At 74.6% G+C, this 13,063-nt stretch carries 13 protein-coding genes; 7 read left to right on the top strand and 6 right to left on the bottom strand.

Annotated features, from left to right (window positions below):
- Nucleotides 1–285: sigma-70 family RNA polymerase sigma factor (locus IE249_RS38435; RefSeq protein WP_229859221.1), on the top strand; the 285-nt coding region annotated here is incomplete at its 5' end.
- 169 nt (nucleotides 286–454) lie between these two features.
- Nucleotides 455–2,125, top strand: coding sequence for a ricin-type beta-trefoil lectin domain protein (locus IE249_RS24980; protein WP_189708108.1), 1,671 nt, complete (start codon nucleotides 455–457; stop codon nucleotides 2,123–2,125).
- A 58-nt stretch (nucleotides 2,126–2,183) separates the two neighbouring features.
- On the opposite strand, the gene hutI is transcribed toward IE249_RS24980, so the two are convergent.
- Genes hutI through hutU form a run of 4 tightly spaced genes read right to left on the bottom strand, consistent with a single transcriptional unit; the run spans nucleotide 2,184 to nucleotide 7,709 of the window.
- Nucleotides 2,184–3,380 carry an imidazolonepropionase gene (gene hutI / locus IE249_RS24975; RefSeq protein WP_189708106.1) on the bottom strand — a complete coding sequence of 399 codons (1,197 nt, stop codon included), beginning with the start codon at nucleotides 3,378–3,380 and terminating at the stop codon, nucleotides 2,184–2,186.
- Between the two features lie 38 nt (nucleotides 3,381–3,418).
- The gene (locus tag IE249_RS24970; protein WP_189708105.1) at nucleotides 3,419–4,768 is read right to left on the bottom strand and encodes a formimidoylglutamate deiminase; all 1,350 of its coding nucleotides are present in this window, start codon (nucleotides 4,766–4,768) and stop codon (nucleotides 3,419–3,421) included.
- Complete coding sequence (locus IE249_RS24965; protein ID WP_189708103.1) at nucleotides 4,765–5,994, bottom strand: allantoate amidohydrolase; 1,230 nt, start codon at nucleotides 5,992–5,994, stop codon at nucleotides 4,765–4,767. The genes IE249_RS24970 and IE249_RS24965 overlap by 4 nt, the downstream gene beginning before the upstream one ends.
- On the bottom strand, nucleotides 5,991–7,709 hold the full coding sequence (gene hutU / locus IE249_RS24960; RefSeq protein WP_189708101.1) for a urocanate hydratase: 1,719 nt from the start codon (nucleotides 7,707–7,709) through the stop codon (nucleotides 5,991–5,993). The genes IE249_RS24965 and hutU overlap by 4 nt, the downstream gene beginning before the upstream one ends.
- A gap of 192 nt (nucleotides 7,710–7,901) precedes the next feature.
- Here hutU and IE249_RS24955 point away from each other — a divergent pair, with 192 nt between their 5' ends.
- From IE249_RS24955 to IE249_RS24935, 5 genes are all read left to right on the top strand, one after another.
- Nucleotides 7,902–9,323, top strand: coding sequence for a type III PLP-dependent enzyme domain-containing protein (locus IE249_RS24955; protein WP_373304442.1), 1,422 nt, complete (start codon nucleotides 7,902–7,904; stop codon nucleotides 9,321–9,323).
- Between the two features lie 170 nt (nucleotides 9,324–9,493).
- Nucleotides 9,494–9,886: a hypothetical protein gene (locus IE249_RS24950; protein ID WP_189708097.1), complete on the top strand. Its 393-nt coding sequence runs from the start codon at nucleotides 9,494–9,496 to the stop codon at nucleotides 9,884–9,886.
- Nucleotides 9,883–10,716, top strand: coding sequence for a transcriptional regulator (locus IE249_RS24945; protein ID WP_189708096.1), 834 nt, complete (start codon nucleotides 9,883–9,885; stop codon nucleotides 10,714–10,716). Before IE249_RS24950 ends, IE249_RS24945 begins: the two co-directional genes overlap by 4 nt.
- A gap of 13 nt (nucleotides 10,717–10,729) precedes the next feature.
- Nucleotides 10,730–11,233, top strand: a complete 504-nt coding sequence (locus tag IE249_RS24940) for a roadblock/LC7 domain-containing protein (RefSeq protein WP_189708094.1) — start codon at nucleotides 10,730–10,732, stop codon at nucleotides 11,231–11,233.
- A 19-nt stretch (nucleotides 11,234–11,252) separates the two neighbouring features.
- Nucleotides 11,253–11,627 (top strand): roadblock/LC7 domain-containing protein, encoded by a 375-nt coding sequence (locus IE249_RS24935; protein ID WP_189708092.1) that lies wholly within the window; start codon nucleotides 11,253–11,255, stop codon nucleotides 11,625–11,627.
- A gap of 8 nt (nucleotides 11,628–11,635) precedes the next feature.
- Here the strand turns inward: IE249_RS24935 and IE249_RS24930 are convergent, their stop codons facing one another.
- Both IE249_RS24930 and IE249_RS24925 read right to left on the bottom strand, forming a co-directional pair.
- Nucleotides 11,636–12,220 carry a hypothetical protein gene (locus IE249_RS24930; RefSeq protein WP_189708090.1) on the bottom strand — a complete coding sequence of 195 codons (585 nt, stop codon included), beginning with the start codon at nucleotides 12,218–12,220 and terminating at the stop codon, nucleotides 11,636–11,638.
- Nucleotides 12,221–12,350: 130 nt separating this feature from the next.
- On the bottom strand, nucleotides 12,351–13,063 hold a 713-nt coding region (locus IE249_RS24925; protein WP_229859219.1), incomplete at its 5' end, for a MurR/RpiR family transcriptional regulator.

Below are 13,063 nucleotides of genomic sequence, written 5' to 3'. Positions count from 1 at the left end.
TCCTCGCTGGACGCCCAGCCCGAGGAGGACGACTCCGAGGGCGCGCTGGCGGACCGCATCGGCTACGAGGACCACGGACTCGAGGGCATCGAGTACATCGAGTCGCTGAAGCCGCTGATCGCCGAACTCCCCGCCCGGGACCGGCAGATCCTCTCCCTGAGGTTCGTCGCCAACATGACCCAGTCGGAGATCGGCGAGGAGCTCGGCATCTCGCAGATGCACGTCTCGCGGCTGCTCTCCCGGACCCTGGTGCGGCTGCGCCGGGGACTGACCCTCGAGGAATGACCGGGTGTGACACGAGGTGTCCGTCCGCGCCCCTGAACGGCGCCGGACGGCCCTCCGGTTACCCGCGGAAACCCCTTTCCCGTCTCCGCCCGCACCACTAGGGTCACCCACCGAACTGGCCGGTACGTCAGGACCGGAAGCCCGGCCGGGGGTGCGAGGAGGCGGGTGGATGGCTCGGGCCGGCGGGACCGACGACGACGTCGAGACCGGGGACACGGGCGGTGGCGGAGCGGACCCCAAGGCGAACGCGTCCGACGCGCTGCTGACCGCGCTGCTGCGCGCCGACTCCCCGGTGGTCTATCCGGCGCTGCAGGAACTGCGGGCCCGCCACCGCCCCCGTGTCCTCGCCTACGCGCGCCGGTGCACGACGAGCGACTCGGCCGCGGCGCAGCTCGCGGCGCAGGCGTTCACCCTCGCCGCGCGCGAGACGGCCCGCGGGGTGGACCAGGGGGTCCCGGTGCGGCTGCAGCTCCTGCTGCTGACCGGGCGGCTGGCCGCGTCGTGGGCGCGCGACGACCGGGCCGGCGGCCTGGACTCCGGGCTGCTGCTCGTCCTGAACACGGCCGGCGGCGAGGGGCCCGTGCCGCCGCTGCTCACGGCCTTCCAGTCGCTGCCGCTGCGAGCCCAGGGGCTGATCTGGTACCGGGTCGTGGAGCAGGAGTCCGAGGAGCGGACGGCCGTCTTCCTCGGGGTGACCCGGCAGGACGTCGTCCACGAGACACCGCGGGCGCTCCAGGCCATGGCCCAGGCGTGTCTGCGGGCCCGCCTCGCCGCCTCCGACGACCCCCGCTGCGGCGACTTCCGCCGCCTGATCGAGGAGTCGGTACGGCCCGACAACCCCCGTACCAGCACCGATCTGCAGGCGCACATGGCGTACTGCGGGCACTGCACGGCCGCGTTCGAGGAGCAGTCCGCCCTGCGCGACCAGCCCCGCACCGCGCTCGCCGAGGGCCTGCTGCCCTGGGCCGGCCCGGCCTACGCCGGTCTGCCGCCGGCGGGCGCCGGCGCGGAGGCGGGACAGCGCGAGGGGCCGGGCGGGAGGCCGGGCAGGGGCAGCGGGGACGGGGACGCGGGAGGCGCGGGGGCGGCCCCGGGCTCCTCGAGGGCGAAGGGGGCCTGGCAGCGGACCGCCGCCTGGCCGCCGTCCCGCCGCTACGTACTGGCCTCGGCGGCGCTCGGAGTCGCGCTCGCGCCGTTGGTGCTCTTCCTGCTCGCCTCGGGCGGCGGCACGGGGTCCCAGCGCTCGGCGGGCGCGGTCACCACCCCCTCGGCTCCGGCGCCGCAGGTGACGGTCACCGCGACGGTGCCCGGCCCCACGGTGACGCCCTCCCCCTCGGCGACCTCGCGGCCGCCCTCGCCCAGCCCCAAGCCGCGCCCGAGCCGTACGGCGCACCCGACGCCCACGCCCACCCCGACGCCGTCGCCCACGGTGTACCCGCCGGGCGCCTCCTACGCGCAGGTGGTGAACGCGGCCACGGGCCGTTGTCTGGACATCGCGGGCGACTTCGACGACGGCACGGACGTGGACCTGGAGCCCTGCGGCTCCGCCGACACCCAGCGCTGGCGGGTGGACGCCTCGCGCGGGGTCGTGCAGTCGGCCGCGGATCCCGACTTCTGCCTGGACAGCCGCGGCTCCGTGGACAACGGCGTCGGCATCTGGCACTGCGACTCCGTGGACGGCAGGAACGGCCGGAACCTCACCTTCACCGTCGACCCGGACGGCGTGATCCGCCCGGCGATCGCCATCGAGACGGGCCTCACCCCGCACTCGGACGGCAGCCTGTCCTTCGACCCCCTGACGGGCGGCACGGCCCAGCAATGGAGAGCGGGGGCTGCGTGACGGACCGGACGGGCCCGTCGGGCCCGTCGGCGGGGGCGCGGTTCGCGCGTGGCGGCGGTCAGACCTCGCGTACGCCGCGGCGCCAGACCTGGGTGACCAGGGGGACGCCCGGGCGGTAGGCGAGGTGGACGTGGCTGGGGGCGTCGAGGACGGCGAGGTCGGCGCGGGCGCCGGGGGCGAGGCGGCCGACGTCGGTGCGGCGCAGGGCGGCGGCTCCGCCCGCGGTGGCCGACCACACCGCCTCGTCCGGAGTCATGCCCATGTCCCGCACGGCGAGCGCGATGCAGAACGGCACCGACGAGGTGTACGACGAGCCCGGGTTGCAGTCGGTGGACAGGGCCACGGTGACCCCGGCGTCCAGGAGCCGGCGGGCGTCCGGCCACTGGGCGCGAGTGGAGAACTCGGCGCCCGGCAGCAGCGTGGCAACCGTGGCGCCGTTGGCGAGGGCGTCGACGTCCGCGTCCGTGAGATGGGTGCAGTGGTCGGCGCTGGCCGCGTCGAGCTCCACGGCGAGCTGCACTCCGGGGCCGTGGGAGAGCTGGTTGGCGTGGATGCGCGGGTGCAGGCCCCTGGCCTTGCCCGCGGTGAGGATCGCGCGGGCCTGGTCGCCGTCGAAGGCGCCCTTCTCGCAGAAGACGTCGATCCAGCGGGCGTGCGGGGCGCAGGCGTCCAGCATCTCGCCGGTGACCAGTTCCACGTAGGCCGCGGGGTCCCCGGCGTAGTCGGGGGAGACGATGTGGGCGCCGAGGTAGGTGACCTCGTCGGTGTGGCGGGCGGCGATGCGCAGGGCGCGGGACTCGTCGGCGACGGTCAGGCCGTAGCCGGACTTGGTCTCGAAGGTGGTGGTGCCCTGGCGCAGCGCCTCGGCGAGGTGGCGGGTGAGGTTGGCCTCCAGTTCCGCGTCGTCGGCGGCGCGGGTGGCGGCGACCGTGGTGCGGATGCCGCCGGCGCTGTAGGCGCGGCCGGACATGCGGGCGTTGAACTCCTCGGTGCGGTCGCCCGCGAAGACCAGGTGGGAGTGCGAGTCGACGAAGCCCGGGATCACCGCGCGGCCGCCCGCGTCGACCCGGTTGTCAGTGGCGGGTGCTTTCCTTGAATCACCGGTCCACACGACCCGGTCGCCCTCGATGACGACGGCCGCGTCCCGGACCAGACCGAGGCGGGATCCGTCACCGAGGGAGGGATCGTTGGTGACCAGCGTGGCGATGTTGTCGATGACGGTGCTCGCGCCGGTGCCGCTGCTCGCACTGCTCATGATGTCGGTGTCCGTGTCCTTCGGGATGACGGTGGGATTCAGCCGCGCAGGGCTTCGACGGCGGCGGCCAGCGCCTCCGGTGCATCGGGTACGAGGGCGTGCGCTCCGTCGCGTACGACGTGCCGGCCGGCCACGACCGTGTGCCGCACATCGGCCGCCGTCGCCGCGAATACGGCCGTCTCGGCGCCCAGCCTGGGCAGCGTCCCCGCGGTTCTGACGGAGTCGAGCGCGATCGTCGTGAAGTCGGCGAGCGCGCCGGGTGCGAGGCTGCCCGCGTCGCTCCAGCCGAGCGCCGCGTGGCCGTCCACGGTGGCCGCGCGCAGCAGGGCGGCGGCCGTCCAGTGCCCCCGGGTGCGGGTGCGCAGCCGTTCGTTCAGCTCCATCGCGCGGGCCTCTTCGAGTACGTCGACGACGGCGTGGCTGTCGGAGCCGAGGCTGAGCGGGGAGCCCGCGCGCTGGAGGGCGACGGCGGGCCCGATGCCGTCGGCCAGGTCCCGTTCGGTGGTGGGGCACATGCAGGTGCCGGTGCCGGAGCCGCCGAGCAGGGCGATGTCGTCCTCGGTGAGGTGGGTGTTGTGCACGCCGGTGGTGCGCGGGCCGAGGACGCCGTGGTCGGCGAGGAGCCGGGCCGGGGTGCACCCGTGGGCCTGGAGGCAGGCGTCGTTCTCGGCGGTCTGCTCGGACAGGTGCACATGCAGGGGCGCCCGCCGCTCCTCGGCCCACCGCGCCACCGTCGCCAGCTCCCGCGCGGGCACGGCCCGCACCGAGTGCACGGCGGCGCCGATCCGCGCGTGGTCCCGCTCCTTGAGAACCGAACAGCGTTCGGCCCAGGCCTCGGCGCTCCCGTCGGAGAAGCGCAGCTGGTGGGTGCCGGGCGGCTGCCCGAAGCCGGCGGACAGGTAGCAGGTGTCCAGGAGGGTGATGCGGATGCCGGCCTCGGCGGCGGCCGCGATCAGGGCCTCGCCCATCGCGTTCGGGTCGGCGTACGGGGTGCCGCCCGGGGCGTGGTGGACGTAGTGGAACTCGCCCACGGCCGTGATCCCGGCCAGCGCCATCTCCGCGTACACGGCGCGGGCGAGAGCGTGGTAGTTCTCCGGGGTGAGCCGGTCGGCGGTGGCGTACATGACCTCGCGCCAGGTCCAGAAGGTGCCCGAGCCGACCTGGACGGTGCCGCGCAGGGCCCGGTGGAAGGCGTGGCTGTGGGCGTTGGCCAGGCCCGGCAGGGTCAGGCCGCGCAGGGGCTCGGCGCCCGGCGGCGGGGTGCTCATGCCCGGGCGGAGGGCCACGATGCGGCCTTCGTGCACGTCGAGGGCCACGCCCGGCTCGACGTGCGTGCCGAGCCAGGCCTGCTCCAGCCAGTACGTCCGCGTCCGCTCGGTGGAGGTCACGTGCAGGCCAGTCCTTCCAGTACGTCGGCGAGTGCGCGCACACCGGCCACGCAGTCGTCCTCGGCCGCGAACTCGGCCGGGGAGTGCGAGACGCCGGTGGGGTTGCGCACGAACAGCATGGCGGTCGGAATGCTCCCGGAGAGGATTCCGGCGTCGTGCCCGGCGCCGGTGCCCAGGACGGGTACCCGTATCTCGCGGTCGTCCCCGCCGTCCCTGCCCAGGATGCGGGCGAGCTCGTCGCGCAGGGCGTGGTCGAACTCGACGACAGGGGTGAAGGACTCGCGCACCACGTCGAGGTCCACGCCGTGCGCGGCGGCGTACTCGCGGGCCGCCTTCTCGATGCCGGTGACCACGGTGTCCAGGGTCGGCTGGTCGGCGGCGCGGGAGTCGAGCCAGCCGCGCACCAGGGACGGGATCGCGTTGACCCCGTTGGGCTCCACGGCGATCTTGCCGAAGGTGGCGACGGCGCCGGCGAGTGCGGCCTCGCGGCGGGCGGCGATCACCGTCTCGGCGTACGACAGCATCGGGTCGTGGCGGTCCACCAGCCGGGTCGTGCCGGCGTGGTTGGCCTCGCCGCGGAAGTCGAACCGCCAGCGTCCGTGCGGCCAGATGGCGCCGGCCACGCCCACCGCGTCCCCGGTGAGGTCCAGGGCGCGGCCCTGTTCGACGTGCAGTTCCACGAAGGCGCCGATGCGCGCGAGCCGCTCGGGGTCGGGGCCGATGGCCTCCGGGTCGTAGCCGGCGGCCTCCATGGCCTTCGGCAGGGTGACGCCGTCCGCGTCGGTCAGCCGGTGGGCCTGCTCGACGGTGAGGTGCCCGGCCGTCAGCCGCGACCCGACGCAGGCGAGCCCGAACCGCGCGCCCTCCTCGTCGCCGAAGTTGACGACGGCCAGCGGCTTGGTGAACCGCGCTCCCCTGTCGCGCAGTTCGTCCAGGGCGGCGAAGGAGGAGACCACGCCCAGGGGTCCGTCGAAGGCCCCGCCGTCGGGCACGGAGTCCAGGTGGGACCCGGTCACGACGGCGTCGCCGGCGGCCGGGTCCCCGAGCCAGGCCCACTGGTTTCCGTTGCGGTCGGCCTCGTAGGCGAGCCCGCGCGACTCGGCCTGCTCGCGGAACCAGGCCCGGCACTCGGCGTCCGCGCCCGTCCAGGCGAAGCGGCGGTAGCCGCCGGAGGCGGAGCTGCGGCCGACCGGCAGCAGCTCCGTCCACATGCGGTGGAAGCTCAACGCTCCTCACCCTCGCGCATCGGGACGCGCACGCCCCGCTCGCCGGCGACCGACTCCGCGATGTCGTACCCGGCGTCCACGTGCCGGATGACGCCCATGCCGGGGTCGTTGGTGAGCACGCGCCGGATCTTCTCCCCGGCCAGCGGGGTGCCGTCGGCGACGGTGACCTGTCCGGCGTGGATGGACCGGCCCATGCCGACGCCGCCGCCGTGGTGGATGGAGACCCAGGAGGCGCCGGAGGCCACGTTCACCATGGCGTTCAGCAGCGGCCAGTCGGCGATCGCGTCGGAGCCGTCGAGCATGGCCTCGGTCTCGCGGTACGGGGAGGCGACGGAGCCGCAGTCGAGGTGGTCGCGGCCGATGACGATCGGCGCCTGGAGCTCGCCGCTCGCGACCATGTCGTTGAAGCGCTCGCCGGCCTTGTCGCGCTCGCCGTAGCCGAGCCAGCAGATGCGGGCGGGCAGGCCCTGGAAGTGGACGCGCTCACCGGCCATCTTGATCCAGCGGGCCAGGGACTCGTTCTCGGGGAACAGCTCCAGGATCGCCTTGTCGGTCCTGGCGATGTCGGAGGCCTCGCCGGACAGGGCGGCCCAGCGGAAGGGGCCCTTGCCCTCGCAGAACAGCGGCCGGATGTAGGCGGGGACGAAGCCGGGGAAGGCGAACGCCCGGTCGTAACCGGCCAGTTGGGCCTCGCCACGGATGGAGTTGCCGTAGTCGAAGACCTCGGCGCCGGCGTCCAGGAAGCCGACCATGGCCTCCACGTGCCGGGCCATGGACTCGCGGGCGCGGGTGGTGAAGCCTGCCGGGTCCTTGGCGGCGGCGTCGGCCATGTCCTCGAAGTCCACGCCGAGCGGGAGGTAGGACAGCGGGTCGTGGGCCGAGGTCTGGTCGGTGACGATGTCGATGGGCGCGCCCATGGCGAGCAGCTGCGGAACCAGCTCGGCGGCGTTGCCGAGGACGCCGATGGACAGGGGCCTGCGCTGGTCGCGGGCCTCGGTGGCGAGCTGGAGGGCGTGGTCGAGGGAGTCGGCCCGGACGTCGAGGTAGCGGTGCTCGATGCGGCGGTCGATGGCGCGCGGGTCGCAGTCGATGCAGATCGCCACGCCGTCGTTCATGGTGACGGCGAGCGGCTGGGCGCCGCCCATGCCGCCGAGGCCGGCGGTCAGGGTGATCGTCCCGGCGAGGGTGCCGCCGAACTTCTTCGCGGCGACGGCGGCGAAGGTCTCGTAGGTGCCCTGGAGGATGCCCTGGGTGCCGATGTAGATCCAGGAGCCGGCGGTCATCTGGCCGTACATGGTCAGGCCGAGGGCCTCCAGGCGGCGGAACTCCTCCCAGTTGGCCCAGTCGCCGACGAGGTTGGAGTTGGCCAGCAGCACGCGCGGGGCCCACTCGTGCGTCTGCATGACACCGACCGGACGCCCGGACTGAACGAGCATGGTCTCGTCCGCCTTGAGGGTCCTCAGCGTGCGGACCATGGCGTCGAACGAGCGCCAGTCCCGGGCGGCCTTGCCGGTGCCGCCGTAGACGACGAGCTTGTCGGGGTGCTCGGCGACCTCGGGGTCGAGGTTGTTCTGGAGCATCCGCAGCGCGGCCTCCTGCTGCCATCCCAGGGCGCTCAGTTCCGTACCGCGCGGCGCACGAACACCACCAGGGGGCGGCCCGAAGGGCCTCGTTTGAGGGTGGTGGCGGGAGACGGGCGGGCGGGGTCCTGACATGGGCTGCCTCCTGAGGGATGGGTGCCCCGGCTGCGGGGTCCGGCGGATTGTTGCTGGCGTTATTCACATCCTGACCCGCTGAATAGAACTAGTCAATACGTCGGTGCGCACGGCGCGGGCGCGCCCCGGGTGTTTGGCTGGACGCATGGCTGCCGGCATCGACGGGACGGGGACGACGGCATGGGCGAAGGCATGGGCGAAGGCGTCGGCGACGGCATCGGAGGGCTCCGCCACGACGACGGGACGGGCCCCGCGGACCGGGCGCGGGCCGCGTTGCGGGACGAGGCGGTGCGGGCCGCGGTGGAGCGCGGACTGCTCGGGCCCGGCACCCCCCTCGTGGGCCTGCTCGACGTGCGGGGCATCCGGGAGTCGGCGGCCGCGCTGCGGGAGGCCTTCGAGGCGGTGGTGGCGCCGGGCACCCCGGTCCTGCACGCCTTCGCGGTGAAGGCCACGCCGCTCGTGCCCGTGCTGCGGCTGCTGCACGAGGAGGGCGTCGGCGCCGAGGTGGCCAGCCCCGGCGAGCTGGCGCTGGCCCGCGCGGCCGGGGTGCCGCCCGCCGCCACCGTGCTCGACTCGCCCGCCAAGACCGGGGCCGAGCTGCGCGAGGCGCTGGAGCTGGGCATCGCCGTCAACGCCGACAATCCCCAGGAACTCGACCGCATCGACGCCCTCGTCCGGTCCTCGCCCTCGCCCTCCCCCCGGTCGCCGCTGGGGATCCGGGTGAACCCGCAGGTCGGCGGGGGCTCCATCGAGGCGCTGTCGACGGCGACGGCCACCTCCAAGTTCGGGGTGGCGCTGCGCGACGAGGGGGCGCGCGAGTGGGTGGTGCGCGCCTGCCTGGACCGCCCGTGGCTGACCCGGCTGCACGCCCACACCGGTTCGCAGGGCATCCCGCTGTCCCTGATGGCACAGGGCGTCGCCCGCACCTACGCGCTCGCCGAGGAGATCAACGAGCGGGCCGGGCGGCGACAGATCGACACCCTCGACATCGGCGGCGGCCTGCCGGTGAACTTCGGCTCGGAGGCGACGGCGCCGACCTACGCGCAGTACGCGCGGCTGCTGGCCGAGGTCGTGCCGGGGCTGTTCGGCGGGCGGTACGGACTGGTCACGGAGTTCGGCCGGTCGCTGCTGGCCAAGCAGGGCGCGGTGCTGGCACGGGTCGAGTACACCAAGAGCGCCGGCGGTCGGCCGGTCGCGGTGACGCACGCGGGCGTGCAGGTCGCCACGCGCACCGTCTACGCGCCCGGGGCATGGCCGCTGCGGCTGGCCGCGTACGACGCGAAGGGGCGGCCCAAGAGCGGGCCGGAGGCGGTGCAGGACGTCGCCGGGCCCGCGTGTTTCGCCGGCGACCTGCTCGCCGAGGCCCGCGCGCTGCCGCTGCTCGAACCGGGCGACCATGTGGCAGCGCTGGACACCGGGGCGTACTACTTCGCGCATCACTACGCCTACAACTCCCTGCCCCGGCCGGGGATCTACGGCTACGCCCCGGACGGCTCGGGCGGGGTCGCCTTCGCCACCGTGCGCGAGCCGCAGGCGCCCGAGGAGATCGTGACCGAGGCCGGAGGGGCGCACGCCTGGGCGCTCACCACCCTCGGCGCATCCGGGCGCCCTTGAGGCACGCCGACAGTACCGGGTGCAACTGGTGTGAAACCCGGGTCAGTTGACCCACACTAGCCCCTCGGTCGCATGTTCCACCGGAAAATGCCGTAACCCTCCTGACTTTCGCACACGGTGCGTAGCGTCGGCATCACTCAGCCGAAACCCCAGGCGGGAGGGGAACAACGGTGCCCGGAATCGACGAGTGCCTCCTGGAAGCCATGCGGCTGCCCGGTGCCAGAGGCGCCGCGCTGGTCGACTGGACGAGCGGTCTTGCCCTGGGCACCGTGGGCGAGTCCCCGGGCGGCGACCACGAGACCACCGCGGCGGAGGCCGCCGAACTGGCCCGGCTGGCCGCCGAGCACGGGGCGTTCGCCTCCGCCGACGACCCCGAGGGCGAGCGGCCGCCGGTCGAGGACCTCATCGTCAGCAACCGTGACAGCTACCACCTGCTGCGCTTCGTGGACACCTCCTTCGACAGCAGCGTGTTCCTTCATCTGTGGCTGGCCCGCACGGAGGGCAACCTGGCCCTGGCCCGGATACGCATGGGTGAGATGGCGGAGCGGCTGGTGCTGGGATGACCGTGGTCGACACCCCCCCGCCCCGCCTGCCGGTGCGGCACCGGGCGGTCGCCGCCGAGCGGGCCTGGGGCGGCGTCTCACCGATGCTGACCCGGCTCGCCGCCGAGCAGGCCACCGGCGTCCTCGTCCGCGAGCGCGGCACCCTCTACCTCGACGAGGGCCGTGTCGTGCACGCCGAGAGCCCGCTCTCCCCGGGCCTGGACGTGCTGCTGACCGCCGGCGGCACCCTGGGCTCCGAGACCTGGCGGGACGCCCTCTCCCGCGCCGACGACCAGCGGGGCGCCGCCGACCTGCTGCTGGCCGGCGGCCATCTGGCCCGGGGCGCCCTCCAGTTGTGCCACCTGGGCGCGGTCTACGACGCCGCGTACTTCGCGCTCGCCCCGAGCAGCACCCCCGGCCGCTTCCGCTACGGCATCGCCCACCGGATCGGCTCCGTGCTGCCCGTCCCGGTCTCCGCCCTGGAGCGCGAGACGGTCCGCCGCCGCGGCCTGCTGCACCGCATCTGGCCCGACACCCGGGCGGACAGCTCACCCCTGGTGCGGACGTACGCGACCGCGGCACCCCGGCTCACCGCGCGCCAGCACGCCCTGCTGGAGCTCGTCGACGGCACCCGCACCGCGCCCCAGCTGGCCCAGGAGCTGGGACGGCAGGCCTTCCACACGCTGGTGGACGTCCGCCGTCTGGTGGCCGCCGGGCTCATCGCGCCCCGCCGGGCCCCCGAACCCGAGGCCGTCGGGCCGGCGCCCGCCCTCGCCGACCGCCTCGCCCACACCACCGACCCCCACATCACGCTGCTGAAGAGGCTCAGGGATGCGCTGGAGGCCCTTTGAGAGGAGACACCGGATGGCAGCCGAGCCCGAAATCCTGGACGAACTGCGCCGGCTGAGGGCCCGCGTCCCGCAGCTCACCGGCGCCCTCGCCGCGAGCGTCGACGGCCTGGTCCTGGCCCACGACACACCGGGCGTGGAGCCGGAGAGCGTGGCGGCCCTGACCGCCACGGCGCTCGGCGTCGCCGTACGGATGGCGGACGTCACCGGCCAGGGCGACCTGCGCGAACTGCTCGTGCGGGGCGTCTACGGATACGTCGCCACCTACGCGGCCGGCCGCACCGCCGTGCTGACGCTGCTCGCCCAGGACCGCGTCAACGTCGGCCGGCTGCACCTGGAGGGCCGCCGGGCCGGCGTCCGCATCGGCGAGCTCGTCGACGCCGAGGCGACGGCGCGCGACACCGGCAAGCCCACCGCCAGGACGGCGAAACCGGCGGCCAGGGCCGCCGCCCCACGGACCAGAACCCCGCGCGCGCCCCGTACCACGGGCACCAGCGCGCCCACCACCACCGAAAGTTAGAGAACAAGGAGACCCGGCCATGGCCAACACCGAGACCTGCCTGAAGGAATGCCTCGCCTCGATCGAGGGGGCGACCGGCGTCGCCCTGGTCGACTACACCAGCGGAATGGCGCTCGGCACGATGGGCGGCAGCAAGACCTTCGACCTGAACGTCGCGGCCGCCGGCAACACCGACGTCGTACGGGCGAAGATGCGCACCATGGAACACCTCGGCCTCAAGGGACAGATCGAGGACATCCTCATCACCCTGAACGATCAGTACCACCTGATCCGCCTGATCAGCGGCCGCGGCGGCAACGGCCTCTTCCTCTACCTCGCGCTGGACGCCAAGCGCGCCAACCTGGCGATGGCCCGCCACCAGCTCAAGAGGATCGAGGAGGACCTGGAGGTCTGACCCGGGGATCAGACGAGCGCCGTGGTGCGGCGGCGCGCCCCGCCCGGGGCCGCGTCGCCCGCCGCGATGCCCGTGCTGCGGTAGGCCCTGACGGCCTTGCCCGCCGGGCGTCCGCCGCGCCGGTCCAGCCAGTCGACGCGCACCCACAGCAGCGCGTCCCCGGCCCGTTCCAGCCGCCCGATCCACGCGGCCTTCAGCCACAGCCCGCAGCCCGCGCCGGCCAGCAGCAGACCGCCGGCCGCGGGGACGGCGAAGGCGCTGCCGAGGGCGGCCAGGAACGCGAGCAGCAGCCACCAGCGGTGTCCCCGCCGCCAGTTGCGGACGCCGACCGCGCGGTCCTGGAGGACGTCGTGCCGGCCCGCCCGGGCCGTACCGCGGGCGAGTTCCCGGTAGCGCCGCCGTCGTACGCACGCCACGGCCGCCGCGCTCACCAGGAACAGCGCGGCCCCCGACAGCACTCCGACACGGCGTCCGGCGGGCCCTGGCACCAGCAGGCCGAGGCCCGCCGCGAACACCCCGAACCACCACATGGGCGCGGCCCCGGCGCGTACGACCACCGCCACCCGAACCAGTCCCTGACCTCCGCGCGCCACCTGCCGCCTCCTCCTCGTCCCGCGGTCCGCACAGCCGTCGGGGCGGGAGGCTAGCGGGCGTTGGTGAGACGAGTCTGAGAGAGCGTTGGCGGGACGGGAGCGCGCGCCGGGGGCGCGGCCCGGCTCGGGCCTACTCCACGAAGAGCCCCCGCGCGGCCGCCGTCGCGTCGAACTCCTCCAGCCGGGCCTGCGCCTGGGGCAGGTCGTCGCACATGGCCTCCAGCAGCACCCGCCCGAGCAGCATCGGCGCGCACGCGGTGTCGAAGGCGAGCCCGGTGCCGACCGCCGCCGGCAGCAGCAGGTCGGAGTACTTCGCCACCGGCGCGAAGGCCGAGTCCGCGACGGTGACGACGGTCAGGCCCGCGTCCCGGGCGTAGGCGAGGGTGTCGACGACCTCGCGCGGGTGCCGCGGCAGCGCGAAGCACAGCAGCGCCGACGCACCGGCCCGTACGGCGCCGTCGATACGGTCCTGGACCATCGTGCCGCCCTCGTTGAGCAGCCGTACGTCCGGGTGGACCTTGCCGGCGAAGTACGCGAAGCCGTAGGCCTGGGAGGCGGCGGCCCGCAGGCCGAGGACCGGCAGCGGGCGCGAGGCGGCGAGGATCCGCCCCGCCCGCCGCACCGGCAGCGGGTCGGCCAGCGCCTGGGCCAGGTGCCGCAGGTTCTCGATCTCGGCCTCGACGGCCTGCTGGTACTCGTTGTACGCCGTCGTGCGCTCCGCCGGTTCGGCGGGGGCGACCTCGCGCAGGTGCCGGCGCAGCGCCGGGTAGCCGTCGAAGCCCAGGGCGACGGCGAAACGGGTCACCGACGGCTGGCTGACCCCCGCCAGCTCGGCCAGTTCGA

This window comes from Streptomyces anandii JCM 4720 (genome assembly GCF_014650655.1).
Classification (GTDB): Bacteria; Actinomycetota; Actinomycetes; order Streptomycetales; family Streptomycetaceae; genus Streptomyces; species Streptomyces anandii.
Note: the sequence above shows the minus strand (reverse complement) of the source record. Positions and strands in the feature narration are given on the sequence as shown.